The sequence below is a fragment of the Saliniradius amylolyticus genome, assembly GCF_003143555.1.
GTDB lineage: Bacteria > Pseudomonadota > Gammaproteobacteria > Enterobacterales > Alteromonadaceae > Saliniradius > Saliniradius amylolyticus.
Genome location: NZ_CP029347.1, coordinates 545,405 through 562,240, shown reverse-complemented (window position 1 = coordinate 562,240; position 16,836 = coordinate 545,405). Strand labels below are relative to the sequence as shown.

Sequence of the window (16,836 nt, the reverse complement as noted above, 5' to 3'; positions counted from 1 at the left end):
TGAGGGCATGACTTAACGGTGCTTACAGCTGGTAAGTCACCCCCAGGTAATATTGGGTACCAAAGTACTGGATGGTGCCGGTCAGCGCTTCCTGACCGAAGTAGCTTTTGGTTGGCTCATCCGTGAGGTTATTGATCTGGAACAGCACGCCCAGATTATCGTTGACGTTGTATGAGGCCTGATAATCCACCACTGTCTCGGAGTCGAAGTTCACGACCTGCTCATTGACCGCCACCTGCTTGGACACAAAGGCATCCCGATAACGGGTGCTTAGACGCGTTTCAAAGCCTTCGTATTCCCAGAACAGGGTCACCGTAGCCACATTCTCAGACAACCCAGGCAAGCCCTGCTCGACCGTCGCTCCGCCCAGGCTGGTCTGCTTCTGAATCTCAGATTCGGTGTAGGAATAGCTGGCACTCACACCCAGGCCGGACCACATGTCGGGCAGGAAATCGAAAATCTGGGTATACGCCAGCTCAATGCCCTGAATATAACCACCTTCGTCGTTGTTCACTGCGGTGGTATAACCGGCGTTTTCGGTCGGTACGGTCACCGTCAACTGCTCACCATCGGAGCCAAACACCGGTTCACCATCCGGGTCCGTCACCAGTGCCTCAACCTCGGTTGGCACGTTAAAGCCGTTGCCCGCAAAATCGAAAGGGTCGGTGGTAAATTCATCAATAAAGGACTCAATGTCCTTATAGAACAGCGCCGCAATAAAGGCCCCTTCGGTCTCATCGAAATAGCGCTCGAAGGACAGGTCATACTGAGTAGCATAGAAGGGTCTCAGGTATGGGCTATTGGTGCTGTTGCCGGATATCTTGGCGGTTGGAGCCGAAAGCTCGATATCACCGGTTTCCGGATCCTGCACCGCAAAGACCTCGTCCACCCGCACATTGGCATTAGCAAACAGGCGGTTAATGGGGGCCCGCCCCATGACTTTGGCCGCCGCGAACCGGATCTGATCGGTATCGTTAATCTGGAAGTTCAGATTGAGTGAGGGCAGATAATCGGTGTATTCATCCGTCAAACGAGTAAAGCGGTAGCGATCACTGATCAGCCCCACTTCATCGGTGATGTATTGCGCGCCCTGAGCCGGGTCGCCCACTGTCACGGTTTCATAGTCACCGTATTTACCAATGTCGGGATTAAATACCAGCACCTCTTTGGTGGCAGGCTGATAGACGGTGGAAGACTGCTTGGTGTCCACCGCTCTGACGCCAAAATTACCGGTGACCGGCAGATCGCCGATATAGGTATCGATGTTGAACTGCACGTAGGCGGCGGTGACATCCTCATACACAGAGCCACTTTCAAACATGGTCCAGGCATAGTCCGAGCCCTCGCCCGGCCCATTAATGACCCCCACATGACCTGGCCCCCAGGTCTGTATGGGTTGTGGAATACCGGATGGGAACCAGGCGTTGAGCGCCTTATCCAGATCAATAGACAGATAACTGGGGAAATAGGCGAACTCGCCCTGCCAATCCACCTGCTCCACCATTTCCTCGGTCAGTCGCAGCGGCGGCTCGTCGGTGCGAAAGCTACTGTCGCTGCCAAACTCAAATACGCTGCGGTCATTATTATATTCTCGAGTTGAGTAACGGGCACCAAATTCCACTGACCTCAGCCAGTCATTGGCAGGTAGCATATATTCGAAATCCACTCGATAGGCATCCAATTGGTCCTTATTCTCATAAGGATAAATGCCATATTTAGACACCATGACCCGGTCAATATCAGTAAATGCGCCGGTTTGATTAAGGCCAATGTCCGGCAAGTCCAGGCCGTTCAGCAGATAGTTGATGGAAATATTTTCATCCAGCTCCGGACTAACGGCAGTAGCATCTTCGGCTACCAATGACCACAAAAGCCCATTGCGGAAATCACTCTCGGCACGAGAGTGGGAAATATCGAAACGCGCCGTCCAGTTATCGTTAATTTGCCAGTTGGCGTTCAGACCGTAGCTACCTACCTGGTCGAAATCCTGGTTATCGTCATTCACCAACTCGACGCGGGTAAAGGAGTCCTTACTGCGATTGAAAGTCCCTCCCATCACCACATTGTCCTGAATCACCGGATTGGCAATGGCTGTAGAAGTCCCCCCGAGCTTGACCCGAAAACCACGGGCAAACTCCTCAGAGTCAAACTTAGACACAAAAGCGTCCGCTTTCAGGGTGAAACTATCCGTTGGGGCCCATTCCAGTGCCGCCATATAGCCGTTACGGGTTTCTTCCCCACCTTTGTGCTGCATCTCAAAGCCTTCGCTGATGTACTCACAGCGAGGACAATCCGCCGGTCCATCGGTATCACCTTCAACGCCATCCACATCGACGCGGCCATTGTAGGCAAGGCCAATAAATTGAGTGGAAGAGCTGGGCTGGTAAAGGCGAGCATATCCCAGGGACACACCCAGAGTATCGTCCATAAACTTGCCCTGATAGGAAAAGCTCAGTCTGTGGCCGTACTCTTCGGCGTCAGGCACGTCCTCGGCCCGGTCATTAAACATCCCTCGGGCATTCATATTGAAAGTGTGCTGCTCTTCGTTGTTCAGTGCGCTGGCGGTTTTAAGCTCAACCGTGCCCGCCACGCCACCTTCAATCAACGAGGCCTTCGGTGATTTGTAGACCGCGGCCGAATTGATCAGCTCCGACGGGTACTGATCAAACTCGATACTCCGATCACCACTGGTGGACACTTGTTCCCGGCCATTTAAGGTGGAAAAGACAAAGTCTCCGGATAAACCACGAATGTTGATTTCGGCCGCCTGACCACCGGTCCGAACTGCCGATATACCGGGAAGTCGCGTCAGAGCATCGGCCATGGATACATCTGGCAGCCCCCCCAAATCATCGGCGGAAATTTGTTCCGAGACCGTATCACCAAAGCGCTTTTGGTTAAGTGATTGGATCAAACTGGTGCTAAAACCTTTGACCTCTATCACCTCCAGCGAGTGTTCGGGTTCTTTTTCCTGCGGTGGCTCTTCTTGAGCCAACACTGACGTTGAAAGAAGCATCCCCGACGCAGCCAGGGCAGTTGCAACCCTCGACAATTTGAGTGGCGTCATAATGTGTATCCCTAATGTTTTCTGGTTATTCAGAAACCCACTAATCAGTGGGTCAGCAATCAGTAATTGCTGCAAAAGAGTTACACAGTTGTTAACAACAATGAATCAGCTGCATACGTATTCATAACGACGGATAACTTTTGCAAAAGTATCCGGTGGGGAACCGAAAAAACGCGGCTGACTATCTTTTCTGTAGGTTGGCGCACTGTTCAGGCTGATAGGGCCAATGTTGAAGTGTCTGCTCCAGCGTCTGTTTTAAAGAGCGCCACTGTTCCAGTTGGGCACTCTGTTCGCGTTGCAGTTGATGAAGCTGTTCGAGTTGTTGTCTGATGCTCGCCAAGCTTGGCTGCTTCTCGTCCATAATGTTTTTTATTGTTGGTTTCTCGACGAGCAAAAGTTTAGTTTGGATTACCTCAGGGAACCAGAGGGCAATGTCTTCAATCGTTGTACGAGATCTCGTACATCACTGCAATTGTTGACCCAGCTCGTTGACATAATAACCGATGCCCGCGAAGAAAAACTCCACGGCGATCAACATCATTATCAAGCCCATCAGGCGCATCATCACACTGGCGCCAACCTGCCCCAACAGCTGAAGTAATTGTTCACCGAGGGCAAAGATTAGCGCTGTAGCCAAACATACCGCCAGCATTGCTCCAAATAACGTAGCGACTTCCAGCTGTGAACTTGCCTCTTGCATGAACAGCAACACCATGGTGATGGCCCCTGGCCCACAGATCATTGGAATCGCCAAAGGCGTCACGGCAATATCCTTTCCGAAGGACTCGTGGGTCTCACCATCAAGCTTCTTGGGAACCGTTCGGCCTCGCAACATCTCGAACCCCATGATAAAGAACATGACACCACCAACCACCCGTAACCCATTCACATTGATATGAAAAAATTTAAAAATAGCCTCGCCGGCCCAGGCAAAAATAGCCATCGCGACAAAGGCGGTGACTGTGGCAGTGATAATCACCCGATACCGGGTCTGACGACTCATTGGCTGGGTCAGGCTAATGTAAAGAGGCACGGCGGCGATAGGGTTGATCATGGTAAAAAGCGAGGTGAAAATCAGTAAAAACTGTTCCATAAAAACAAAAATCTGCCTGGCCGCTAAATAAGCGGGCAGTATGCCCAAACACGGCATCGCTGCCAATAAAAGTGAGGTTAATTTCAACAATTTGGCAGAATTCCTTGGTGCTCAATTTTTACATCAAGTATAATACCCGCCGTTTTACTTCAGGCTTCACCGTGTCAACGTCTTACTCGTCACGCCCGCCTCCCTTATTCAGGACACTTAATGACCAGCAACACCCTCAGTTTTCAGGACTTAAACCTGCCCGCAGCCTTACTTCAGGCCTTAGAAAAAGTCGGCTACGAAACACCATCTCCTATTCAGGCAGAAAGTATTCCCCTACTACTGGATGGTCATGATCTCCTGGGACAGGCGCAAACCGGTACCGGCAAGACTGCCGCCTTTGCCTTGCCATTTTTGTCGAAGATCGACCCTAAGGCTAACCATGTTCAACTCTTGATCCTGGCGCCTACCCGTGAACTGGCGATTCAGGTGGCTGAAGCCTGTCACACCTACGCCGCCTTCGATAAAGGTATTCGGGTACTGCCCATTTATGGTGGTCAATCCTATTCTCACCAAATCAAGACGCTGAAAAAAGGCGTTCAGGTAGTAGTAGGCACACCGGGACGGGTTATTGACCATATCAAGCGGGGCACCCTTAAATTAAATCAGGTCTCCAGCCTGGTGCTTGATGAAGCCGACGAAATGCTGCGTATGGGCTTTATCGACGATGTAGAGTGGATTCTCAGCCATGCGCCTGAGGAGCGCCAGACCGCGCTGTTCTCTGCCACCATGCCTGAGCAGATCCGCCGAATCATTCACCGTTATCTGAAAGAGCCCAAGACGGTTAAGATCGCCGCCAAGGTCAGTACCGCTACCACTATCCGTCAACGTTTCTGTCAGGTGGCACCGCGTCATAAGATGGAAGCCCTGACCCGAATTTTAGAGGTAGAGGATTTTGACGGTGTCATTATCTTTGTGCGCACTAAGACCGCAACCGTCGAGCTGGCAGAAAAGCTAGCGGCCCGGGGCTATGATGCCGAAGCCCTGAATGGCGATATCCCCCAGAATGCTCGTGAGCGGGTGGTGGATCGCCTGAAGAAAGGTCAGGTAGATATTCTTGTGGCCACCGATGTAGTCGCCAGAGGCCTGGATGTGGAGCGCATCAGCCATGTGATCAACTTCGACATTCCTTATGATACCGAATCCTATGTGCATCGTATCGGACGTACCGGTCGGGCTGGCCGTGAAGGTGACGCCATCCTGCTGATGTCCCACCGCGAGAAACGTCTTCTGCGAGCCATCGAAAAGGCCACCAAGCAGGCGATTGAGCCTATGACTCTGCCTTCGGTCACCGAACTCAATGAACAGCGGGTCAAGCGCTTTAAAGACAAGGTGTTGGCAACGCTGGAAGATGACCGTCTGGAAGCCATACTGCCCGTTATCGAGGCGCTTAAAGAAGAAACCGAAGCCGAGCCTGAGGTCCTTATGGCCGCTCTGGCGCAAATGGCCGCCGGTAAGGAGCCGTTGGTACTGTCGGAAAAAGATGTGGCCGATATCAATGATCGCTCTTCTGACCGGGAAGGCCGAGCTGGTGCCCGTGATCAAGGGGACAGAAAGCCCAAGCGCCGTAATGCGGCTCCACCAGAAGAAGGCATGCAACGTTACCGCATCGAAGTGGGCCACAGTCATGGCGCCAAGCCGGGTAACATCGTCGGTGCCATCGCCAATGAAGCAGACATCGACAGCCAGTACATCGGCGCCATCCAGATCAACGACACCTATTCCACCGTGGACCTACCTGCAGGTATGCCGCCGGAGGTGAAGGCCATACTCAGCAAGGCCCGGGTTGCCGGTCAGAAGCTGGCCATCCGTGAATGGACTGACAAACCACCCAAGCATAACGTGAAAGGCAAGGACAAAGGCAAACGGCCACCTCGCTCTCGCTCTAAGGCTAAATAGCCAGGCAAGGCCTCGCCCTTGTGTCCCCGGCAAACTTTGATATATTCCTGCATCAAGGACGATGCACTTTATACAGGACAAGGACCGTATGCGCGTATTATTATTTCTTTGCTTCTCTTTAACCCTGCCCCTTCAGCTACAAGCAAACACCTTTAAACCCGAGCAACTGTTCGATTTCTCTGAGTATTCTGGTGTCAAAATTTCACCAGACGGGCGACACCTCGCAGTGCGCTCACTGATGGATGGCAAACGCGGCCTGATATTTATTAACCGAGCCAGGCAAGCCATGACCGGTTACCTGAAGTTTTCCGGCAACGATGAGGTGGGTGATTATTTCTGGGCCAACAATGAACGCGTCGTTATCAAGCTGCATCGCCGCCCAGCCTGGTCTGACCGTCCGCTGTATTTTGGCGAGCTTTATGCCGTTAACCTCAATGGCGAGGACGGTGAGCCTATTTATGGCTATCGCTCCGGTGAAAGCAGCGCGACAGCCATCAAAACAAAAACCTCTGATTTTGGCTGGGCCCGGATTGTTTCAACACTACCAGAGGATCCCAGACACATTTTGATCACCTCTCAGTCCGCCCGCCGAAACAGCAACAACAAACCGCTGATACAAAAGCTGGACATCTATCGAGGTATCACTCAAGGCCAACCGTTTCGCGCCCCTATCCCCCATCCCAGAATAATCATCAATGATGACGGCGAGCTGCTGGCGGTTGGTAAGGATGACAATGATATCACCCGAGCTTTTGTCTACCTCGACAATGAGTGGCAGCCCTTAGAATCGAGTGGTCACGGGCAGGCCTTGCGTCCTGTAGCAGGAAGCAAACACGGCTTTCTGGTGCTCGACGATCAGAAACAGGACGAAACCGGACTCTTCAGCCTGGATACCGAACATTTAACGTTCAGTCCGGTATATTCAGAGCCAGGTATCGATATTACTCATGCCATAGTCAGTAACGACGACCAGCACGCCTACGCCCTAAGAGTCGACAATGGCTACCCGACATACCTGATACTGGATTCAGGCCATCCCGAGGCAAAGCTATTCAAACAATTGTTAGCGACCTTTCCCGGCCATAAAGTGTCGATCACCAGCCGTACCTCCGATAACCAACAGTTTATCGTTAAGATATCTTCGGACCGCGAAGCCGGGCAATTTTATCTGTTCGATAATACCTCCGGCAGCCTGAACCCGATTTTTTCTTACTACCCCAACCTCTCTGCTCAGCAACTTATCCCGATGACACCTTTCAGCGCTAAAGCAAGAGATGGACAAACCATTGCCGGTTATTTTCTGGAAGGCGAAGGCGCTGGGGAACAGCCCCTGCCTACTGTCGTGCTCGTGCACGGGGGACCTCACAGTCGCGATTACTGGCAATTTGACCCACAAGCGCAGTATCTTGCACTGAACGGCTTTAACGTATTACAGGTAAACTTTCGAGGCTCTACCGGTTATGGGCGTTCATTCAAAGAGGCCGGATATGGTCATTGGGGCACCCTGATCCAGGACGACATTGCTGACGCGGTAAACTGGGCCATGGATGCGGACATGATAAATGACAAAATCTGTATTATGGGGGCTAGTTTCGGGGCTTACTCCGCCGTGCAAAGCAGCATTCGTTACCCCGGCATGTATGATTGTGTTATCGCTAACGCCGGTGTGTACGACCTCCCCCTGCTTTTTGAGGAAGGCGATATACCCAACCTCCCTTACGGTGAAGCCTATTTGCGTAAGACCCTCGGCGAGGATGAAGTCAGCCTGAAAGCCATGTCGCCGGTTTACCATGCCGATAAACTGAACGTACCACTTTTTCTTGCGCATGGTGGGCAAGATCAGAGGGCGCCGATTGAGCAAGCAGAGCGTCTTACCAGTGCATTAGAACGAGCCGGAAAACATTACCAGCTCTACACCGTAGACACCGAAGGGCACGGGTTTTATGACCCCAATAACCAAAAACAATACATGCAGCAGGTTATCGGGTTTGTGCGGCAACACCTGAGTGGAAGCGAAGAGAAATAGAATAAGAAAATACCATTCGATATTTAACGGTTATTAAAAACTGTTAGCATAGCCACCGTACTTATTTCGAACTGTGGCTATGCAATACTTTCCTCTCTTTGTTGATACAAACAACCTGAACGCACTGGTGGTGGGTGCCGGTGAAGTCGCCGCCCGTAAGATCGAGCTGTTACTCAAAACTCAGGCCAGTATCACCGTTGTGGCGCCCTGGGCCTGCAACACTGTGCTAGCCATGGCGGAACAAGGCCAAATCGTACTACACAGCCGTGAATATACCCCAGAGGATTTGGCCGGTCAGCAACTGGCCTTTATCGCCACCAATGATGAAGCCTTAAATGCCGAGATCTGCGAGCAAGCCAAGGCACAGAATATCCTTGCCAATGTGGTGGACAACCAGCCACTTTGCCGGTTTATTACGCCATCGATTATCGACCGCTCCCCCATCGTTATCGCCATGGTCAGCGGCGGTGTGGCTCCGGTACTCTTGCGCTATCTGCGCCAGAAACTGGAGGCCATATTACCGCGCCGACTCAGCCGCCTGGGCCAGTTTGCCGAGCGCTTCCGTGATAAGGTCAAAGCCCGGTTCGACACCGTTAATCAAAGACGCAACTTCTGGGAACAGATCTTTGACGGCGACATCGCCGAGAAAGTGCTGCAAGGTGACGATGCTTCCGCCGATGTCATGATGGAGCGCCAGTTGAGTGAGGCCAAAGCCGAGGAACAGGGTGAGGTGTATCTGATCGGAGCCGGCCCCGGCGATCCTGAGCTACTGACCTTCCGAGCGCTCAGATTAATGCAAAAAGCCGATGTGGTGGTCTACGACCGCCTGGTGTCCGAAGACATTATGGAACTGGTTCGCCGGGATGCGGAAAAAATCTATGTGGGCAAGGCCGCCAGCAACCATACCCTGCCACAGCAAGACATTAATCAACTGCTGGTAAGTGAGGCCAAAGCCGGTAAGCGGGTGGTACGACTAAAAGGCGGCGATCCCTTTATTTTCGGCCGCGGCGGTGAAGAACTTCAAACCCTGATCGAACATCACATCGGTTTTGAGGTTGTGCCTGGCGTTACTGCCGCCAGCGGTGCTTCCTGCTATGCGGGTATTCCTCTGACTCATCGGGATCACGCCCAGTCGGTCGTCTTTGCCACCGGACATCTGAAAGACGACAGCATTAACCTCGATTGGCCAGCGTTAGTCCAAAAGAATCAGACCCTGGTGTTTTATATGGGCCTGACCGGCCTGCCGGTAATCTGCCGGGAGTTAATTGCCCACGGCATGGTTGCCAACACTCCTATCGCCGTTATTGAGCAAGCCACCACAGCGCGGCAGCAAGTGGTCACCGGCACACTGGCAGATATCGAGTCCAAAGCCAGCCACATTCAACCACCCGCACTCATCGTTGTCGGCAGCGTGGTCGACCTGCACTCAAAGCTAAATTGGTTCTATCCAGAACGGCACAGCCGCCAGACAATACAGACGCTTTAATTAGCGCTGACATGAGGCGATAATAAAGTATATTTTGCAGTTTTGGTGGTTCTGGGCAATGCGCCGTTATCTGGTACTGTTACTTTTTCTGAGTCTGCCCATTGAGGCTCAGCAGCTGTTGTTCGAGAAAACACGTACTCAGGCAGGCTACGAGTTTGAGTACCGGTGGCGCGATGCCGATAAACGACAGCTTAGCCTCGCTTTTACCCTGCCACACGATAAATTTCCAACCGAGCTACTGCAGCCTAAGGCGTATCACCCCAAAGCCGCGCAGCGCCGCATCTATATGGCCTTAATGAAACACAGTAGCGAGCTGGACCCCAGGCTTGCCAGCGTCAGGATACAGAGGCGTGGCCGCGATCTGAGCTGGTCCATCCGGACAACTAAGGCCAGCGCCAAGCAAGACATCCAGCGACAGCTCATGGAGGTGCGCCAGAGCACCATGGACCAGTATCTATGGGAGAACTATTACCACCGTTTCGAGTCATTTCTGGGTCAGGAGGGCATTAAGCCCGACCACATGCGTTTCGCAAATGAGAGTCAGCCCCCTCTCTTACCGGTGTCTCAGGCTTTATATCAGTCTCTGAACACCAAAGAGCGGCGTCCCTATATTCGCCTGTTGCTCGGTTGGCTGCAGAGTATTCCCTATAACCCCCTGGATAACCGGTTGGAGAGTAATGGTTCCGGTTATTTGTCTCCACCAGCGGTGATTCTGAATAATGTGGGCGATTGTGACAGCAAAACAACCCTGGCCGGCAGTCTATTGGCGACCATGCTACCCAAGATGAGTACAGTGATTATTTACCTGCCCAATCATGCCTTGCTCGGACTGAAGATCGCCCCGTTAGCAGGTGAAAAAACCCTAAAGCTGGACGGGGAAACCTACGTACTCGCCGAGCCCACTGGCCCTGCATTACTCCCCATCGGCGAAATTGGCCCAGACAGCGAGCGGGCCATCGACACCGGCATGTACCACTTCGAACGATTCTAGTCTTGGGCCGGGCGGCGGCCCGGCCAAAACCTGATTCTATAAATGCTCCTCGGCAAATTCGGCCAGACGACTGCGCACCACCCCTTCTAAATTAATGGTGGCGCTGCCGGGGAAGTTCTTAAACTTCTCCACCAGATACGTCAGGCCCGAAGTCACCGCACTTAAGTAGTTGGAGTCGATCTGCGCCAGGTTACCGCCACAAATCAGCTTAGTGCCCTGTCCACAACGGGTAATAATGGTTTTTAGCTGAGAGGCGGTCAGGTTCTGACATTCATCCAGAATTACGATGGAATTCTGAATGCTGCGCCCCCGCATAAAGTTCACCGACTTAAACTGAATGTTGGCCTTCTCCATGATATAGCTCATAGAGCCGCTGACGCTCTCATCGTTCTTGTGCAGCACCTCTAGGGAGTCGGTGATGGCCGATAGCCAGGGAGCCATCTTCTCTTCTTCGGTGCCCGGCAAGAAACCGATGGACTCGGCAATCTCAGGCGTGTTGCGAGTCACGATAATCTTATCGTACATATTGCGCTCGACCACCATCTCCAATGCCGCTGCCAGTGCTAGCAGTGTCTTACCACAGCCCGCCGGACCAGTCATGATCACCAAATCGATATGCGGGTCGAGCAAGGCATGCAAGGCCAGTCCCTGACCGATGTTCTTAGGCTGAATGCCCCAGGCCTTGCGGTTCATGACCCGTTCATAGCCGAGGTCCAGGATCTCCAGGCTATCCCTGGTCACCGCTTCTACCATGCCCGCAAACTCATGGTTCTCGTCGAGCAGGAACTCGTTCACATAGGCATCGGGAAACACCGAACGCTCCACAATATGCACCGTTTCGCGGCCCTCAGTTCGACTGTCTACCGACTTGACCTTATCCCAGAAGGTGCCCTCAAACACATGGTAGCCCCGGCTGAGATACTTAATGTCGCTGATTAGCTGGTCGGTGCGATAATCCTCCACATGTTCAAGACCGGCGCCCTTGGCCTTTAAGCGCATATTAATGTCTTTAGTGACCAGCACCACCTGTCTTGGTGCACTGCTTTTTTGCAGAAACAGCGCGGCGTTAATAATGCGGTTATCGTTCTCGTTACTGGTAAAAACCTGCTGCGCCTGGGGCATGCCATGATCGGAAAAGATCGACAGTTTCCCCTCTGGTGCCACCTCGCCCGAGGCACGTCCTTTCAGCGACACTCCGTCCACCAGCTCCTCCGGCGTGGCGTCATGGAGGATGTCTTCCATTGCCCGGATGGAGACCCGTGCATCCCGGGCCACATCTTTCTTACTGTCTTTGATGTAGTCCAGCTCTTCCAGCACGGTCATGGGAACGACCACATCGTGTTCTTTAAAGGAGAGGAATGAAAGGGGTTCGTGCAGCAGAATATTGGTGTCGAGTACAAAGATCTTGGTTTGTGCAGCTTGCTGTTTTGCCATTGGCATCTCCGGCTGACCTTGTTGTTATGCGTCGCCCGGATGGTGAGCCGGGCTTGCCACCTCCAACCTGTTATACAGCGAAAACTAACAGGCTCAGTTTCACCTTACCCCCTTTTCACCACGGTTTCACCTACTTTTATTAAACTGTAATAGAGGTTGGAGGATTACCCCTGTGAAGATTTCAATCCGCCGGCGAGGTGAAGAGCCAACAAGGGCTGCTACCTTGCTCAGTGCATCAAACTGCCCTATTATCTCGCGCCTTATGCGGGATTGCGGTATTAGTGAGCCGGTAACACAAGAGCGAATCAGGTATGACATTTAGTTTGGGACAACGCTGGGCCAGTCAGGCCGAGTCAGAATTAGGCCTGGGCACCATCGTGGAGACTCAAGGCCGCCGGGTCAGTGTCCTGTTTCCCGCTACCGGTGAAACCCGCACCTACACGGCCGATAACGCGCCTCTGATCCGAGTCCGCTTTGACATTGGCGATACCGTTTCCAGTCACCAAGGCTGGCAGCTTGAGGTCGAACAGGTACACGAGCAACAAGGCTGTCTCACTTACATAGGACATCGCCTGGATAGCGGCCAGCCGGAGCAGCTCAAAGAGCCCATGCTGGATCACCGTTTCACCCTCGCCAGCCCACAGCAGAGATTGCTCTCCGGACAGTTTGATGAACCGCGCTGGTTTGAACTGCGCCGTCAGGGCCGTGCCGAGATGGCAACACACCACAGCAGTGCCTTGTTGGGCCTGACCGGTGCCCGGGTCGATTTGATTCCCCACCAGCTCCATATTGCCCGCACGGTGGCTGACCGACATGCCCCCCGGGTGCTCCTCAGCGATGAAGTGGGCCTGGGTAAGACCATAGAAGCGGCTATGATCATCCATCGCCAGCTGCTCACCGGCCGTGCTCAGCGCGTCTTGATCGTGGTGCCAGAAGCCCTGTTACATCAATGGCTGGTGGAAATGCTGCGGCGCATCAATGTGCAGTTTGCCATTTTCGATCAGAGCCGCTGTCAGGCGCTTGCCGAAGAGGCCAATAACCCGTTCGACACCGAACAATGCGTGTTGTGCAGCCTGGATTTTCTCACTCAGAACCCAGATTACGCTCAGCAAGCCGCCGAGTGTCACTGGGATCTGCTGGTCGTCGATGAAGCCCACCACCTTACCTGGCAGCCCGAAGCGCCATCGGCTGAATATCAAGTTATTGAACATTTTACCCGGCAAACGCCGGGCGTATTGCTGCTCACCGCCACCCCCGATCAGCTCGGTCATGCCAGTCACTTCGCAAGGTTAAGATTGCTTGACCCAGATCGCTTCTACGACTACCAACAGTTTTTAGCCGAAGAACAAGGTTATCAAGCTCTGGCTCAGGCCATCCGACCTTTGTTGGCCAACGGAACGCTGGATGAACAACAAGAGCAAACCCTTATCGACTATGCGCCCGACCTTGAAGCGGAGATCCAAAGCCTGACCCAATCGAACCAGAGCCGTCGCCAGGCGTTAATAGAGCAACTGATTGACCGTCATGGCACCGGACGATTAGTGTTTCGTAATACCCGTCATAGCGTGCCCGGTTTTCCCAAGCGCTGCCTGCACCCTCACCCTCTGGGCTCTCCGGATGAATACGTCGGGATCTGGCAGCCCACCACGGCATTGGAACAGCAGCTGTTACCGGAAACCTATGAAGGAATTAAAGCCAGCTGGACTGAATTCGACCCTCGTATCCCGTGGCTTATCGAACAGCTTAAGCAGCGCAAGGGACAAAAGGTACTGACCCTTTGCGCCAATAACACCACGGCTTTGGCGCTGGCCGAGGCTCTGCGCCACAAGGCAGGCACGCATGCCGGCGTGTTCCATCAGGGGCAAAGTATTGTGGAGCGCGATCGCATCGCCAATTACTTTGCCGATCCTGAGCAGGGCACCGATGTCCTGATATGCAGCGAAATCGGCAGTGAAGGCCGTAACTTTCAGTTTGCCCAACACCTGGTGTTGTTTGATCTACCGCTGGTACCCGACGTACTGGAGCAGCGTATTGGACGACTGGATCGCATTGGTCAGCAGGGCGATATTCATATCCACGTCCCTTACTTTAAGGATACGGCTCAGCAGCGGCTGCTTAACTGGTATCACCAGGGACTGAATGCCTTCGAGCACACCTGTGCGACAGGTACTGCCATCTTTGAGCAGTTTGCCGATGGGCTTTACCAGCTGTTGCCATCTTGCGCTGATGAAGCGGCCTTCGAGCAGCTCCTAACCCAGACCCGTATAGCCAACGACCAGCTCAAACTCCAGTTAGAGCAAGGACGGGATCGCCTGCTGGAACTTAACGCCTCTGGGTTAGGGCAAGTGGAACCCTTGCTCGAAGCGCTGCAAGACCTGGATAATAGCCCCAGACTGGAGCGGTTTATGCTCAGACTGCTCGATGCCATCGGCGTGGCGCAGGAGGAGCTCAGCGATACCATCTACCTGCTCCGTCCTACCGAAGCCATGAACACTGTAGTGCCGGGATTGACCGAGGACGGACTCAGAGTCACCTATGACCGCGCCACCGCTCTGGCAAGGGAGGATGTGCAGTTTATCAGTTGGGATCATCCCTTAGTGCACCATGTTACCGACTGGCTGGCCAGCGAACCACAAGGCAACAGTGCCATTGGCCTGATGCGTAACCCAGAACTGCCCAATGGCAGTTACTATCTGCAGCTGCTCTATACAGTGGATGGCCGTGCCGAACCCGGCTTACAGCTGGGACGCTTCTTACCACCCACGCCCGTTGAGGTTGTCCTGGACGCCAACGGCAAGCTGGGTACACCCGAATTTACCGATATCAAAGCCGTACCGAAAGATACTGGCCTGCAGTTAGTCAAAGCCTTGAGTGACTCTATTGAGCTAGGGCTGCAACGCGGTATGCGGGAGGCTGAGCAACGCAAACAGGATTTGGTGACGCAAAGCCTGACAACGATGGAACGCAGTTTAGATGACGAGCTACAGCGTTTGGTGCATCTGCAGAAACTAAACCCCAGCATTCGCGATAGTGAGATTCAGGCGCTGAGACGACAAAAAACCGAATTGGGCAACGCCATTGAAAGCGCAGAAGTACAACTGGAGGCCATCAGACTGGTGGTGAACACTCACTAATGGCACTGTTGTACTATCATCCCCCACTCGATCCCTATCTCGATATCATTTACCGGGACGACCATCTGCTGGTGATGAATAAGCCGAGCGGCCTCCTTTCCGTGCCGGGCAAGGCAGAAGATCAGAAAGACTCACTGCAACTTCGCTGTCAGCGGGTGTGGCCCACAGCGACCATAGTACACAGACTGGATATGGCGACTTCTGGCCTGATGGTCTTGCCCTTAAACCGCGAGGCCCAGCGTCACCTGGCCCGCCAGTTTCAGGAAAGACAGACCCAAAAGCGCTATCTGACCCGCATCTACGGCCAGCCGAGAGCCAGTCACGGCAGTATCGAGCTACCGCTGATTTGTGATTGGCCAAACCGCCCCAAACAAATGGTGGACTTTAACCGCGGTAAGCCTTCACTCACTCATTGGCGGGTCTTAGAAAAACGGGAAAACGACACGCTGATGGAGCTGACCCCGGTTACCGGCCGCTCACACCAACTCAGGGTCCATATGCAGCACCTCGGCCATCCCATATTAGGAGATCGGTTGTACGCCCACCCTGAAGCACTCTCAATGGCTGAGCGTCTGCAGCTGCATGCCTTTCAGCTTGGTTTCACTCACCCAGAGTCTGGTCAGTGGTGTCAATTTGAGGCCCCTTGCGAGTTTGTCTAAAGCTTTTCCAAACAGCGACCGATACAAAGCCATCATGGTATTAATCCCCGCTGTGCCCGTGCGTCAGACTCTGTTTTTTGCTCTGCTCTTAATAAGCCCGTTACTCTGGGCTCAGGAGCTCGATCCACAACGGCTGCTCAATGAAGATTTAAAACGGCAACTGCCAGCGCATCGTTACCAGATGTTAACCCTGGATGAAAATGCAGAATTTCCTGTACTGGTGAACACCCATAGTTCCCCGTCGAGCCGGGGGGTAGCGGTGCTGGTAAATGACATATCAGAAGCTCCGCTAGAGCAAAGCGCCCTGGCTCCTCTTGTTCCCTACCTCAATGGGTTAGGCTGGGATACGCTGTTACTCAGCCCGCCGCAAACCGAACTGTTCGCTGTTGGTGAGCGCAACGATACAGACACCCAGAGCACAAGCAGTAGCCCAACGTCGAAAGAACCAGAGGCTAACCCGATACGTCCTTATCAAACGACGTCTCCCATGACCGAGCAGGCCATCGAGCAACATAAAACGGTCTTCGCCAACTATATGCAGGCTGTGCAGCAGGAACGACAAAGTTATCGCGGTTACCACTTAGTTATCGCTAAAGGTACCAGTGCTGCCTGGATCATTGAAATGTATAACCAGGCCCAGTTACCGCCTGCTGACGGTATTGTGATATTAGGCCCTTACTTGCCCGACTCAGAAATGAACCGTCGGGTGCCCGACTTGATTAGTCGCAACCGACTGCCGCTGTTGGATATCTACACCCGTTGGGATAATCACTGGGCCAGCATGAGCGTTCACCAGCGCCGCCAGGCCGCTCGTAAAGCCTTTCAACCCGATTACCGTCAGCGACAGCTGGTAGGCCAGTCTCTGTCCGATGAACAGTACGCCTATATGAGCAAAGAGATCTATGGATGGCTGAGCAGCATGGGTTGGTGATTTTTCGGTCAATCGCTCAGTTCCCAGGATACAATGTGACGGCTAAATGACACAAATCGGGCTATACT

The 16,836-nt window shown here is 53.2% G+C and carries 11 protein-coding genes; 7 read left to right on the top strand and 4 right to left on the bottom strand.

Features of this window, described 5'->3' with window-relative positions; translation table 11 throughout:
- Positions 1-22 precede the first annotated feature (22 nt).
- The 3 genes from HMF8227_RS02805 to HMF8227_RS02795 all read right to left on the bottom strand — a co-directional run bounded on the left by HMF8227_RS02805 (position 23) and on the right by HMF8227_RS02795 (position 4,160).
- Positions 23-3,067: a TonB-dependent receptor gene (locus HMF8227_RS02805; protein ID WP_109340990.1), complete on the bottom strand. Its 3,045-nt coding sequence runs from the start codon at positions 3,065-3,067 to the stop codon at positions 23-25.
- Positions 3,068-3,248: 181 nt separating this feature from the next.
- Positions 3,249-3,407 carry a hypothetical protein gene (locus tag HMF8227_RS02800; RefSeq protein WP_204101023.1) on the bottom strand — a complete coding sequence of 53 codons (159 nt, stop codon included), beginning with the start codon at positions 3,405-3,407 and terminating at the stop codon, positions 3,249-3,251.
- A gap of 123 nt (positions 3,408-3,530) precedes the next feature.
- Positions 3,531-4,160 (bottom strand): MarC family protein, encoded by a 630-nt coding sequence (locus HMF8227_RS02795; RefSeq protein ID WP_204101022.1) that lies wholly within the window; start codon positions 4,158-4,160, stop codon positions 3,531-3,533.
- Positions 4,161-4,370: 210 nt separating this feature from the next.
- On the opposite strand from HMF8227_RS02795, the gene HMF8227_RS02790 reads away from it, so the two are divergent.
- The 4 genes from HMF8227_RS02790 to HMF8227_RS02775 all read left to right on the top strand — a co-directional run bounded on the left by HMF8227_RS02790 (position 4,371) and on the right by HMF8227_RS02775 (position 10,610).
- Entirely contained in the window at positions 4,371-6,107 is a 1,737-nt protein-coding gene (locus HMF8227_RS02790) for a DEAD/DEAH box helicase (RefSeq protein ID WP_109338728.1), read from the top strand.
- 88 nt (positions 6,108-6,195) lie between these two features.
- Positions 6,196-8,133, top strand: coding sequence for an alpha/beta hydrolase family protein (locus HMF8227_RS02785; RefSeq protein WP_162558467.1), 1,938 nt, complete (start codon positions 6,196-6,198; stop codon positions 8,131-8,133).
- Between the two features lie 79 nt (positions 8,134-8,212).
- The gene (gene cysG / locus HMF8227_RS02780) at positions 8,213-9,619 is read left to right on the top strand and encodes a siroheme synthase CysG (RefSeq protein WP_109338726.1); all 1,407 of its coding nucleotides are present in this window, start codon (positions 8,213-8,215) and stop codon (positions 9,617-9,619) included.
- A gap of 34 nt (positions 9,620-9,653) precedes the next feature.
- On the top strand, positions 9,654-10,610 hold the full coding sequence (locus HMF8227_RS02775; RefSeq protein ID WP_162558466.1) for a hypothetical protein: 957 nt from the start codon (positions 9,654-9,656) through the stop codon (positions 10,608-10,610).
- 36 nt (positions 10,611-10,646) lie between these two features.
- Here HMF8227_RS02775 and HMF8227_RS02770 read toward each other — a convergent pair whose 3' ends face one another.
- Complete coding sequence (locus tag HMF8227_RS02770; protein WP_109338724.1) at positions 10,647-12,044, bottom strand: PhoH family protein; 1,398 nt, start codon at positions 12,042-12,044, stop codon at positions 10,647-10,649.
- A gap of 311 nt (positions 12,045-12,355) precedes the next feature.
- Between HMF8227_RS02770 and rapA the strand changes: the two genes are divergently transcribed.
- From rapA to HMF8227_RS02755, 3 genes are read left to right on the top strand one after another with little or no spacing between them, the layout of a single operon-like run.
- Positions 12,356-15,178, top strand: coding sequence for an RNA polymerase-associated protein RapA (gene rapA, locus HMF8227_RS02765; protein ID WP_109338723.1), 2,823 nt, complete (start codon positions 12,356-12,358; stop codon positions 15,176-15,178).
- A complete protein-coding gene (gene rluA / locus HMF8227_RS02760) occupies positions 15,178-15,837 on the top strand; it encodes a bifunctional tRNA pseudouridine(32) synthase/23S rRNA pseudouridine(746) synthase RluA (RefSeq protein WP_109338722.1) in 660 nt (219 codons plus the stop codon). Before rapA ends, rluA begins: the two co-directional genes overlap by 1 nt.
- Positions 15,838-15,871: 34 nt before the next feature.
- A complete protein-coding gene (locus tag HMF8227_RS02755; protein ID WP_162558465.1) occupies positions 15,872-16,768 on the top strand; it encodes a DUF3530 family protein in 897 nt (298 codons plus the stop codon).
- The last annotated feature ends 68 nt before the right edge of the window (positions 16,769-16,836 follow it).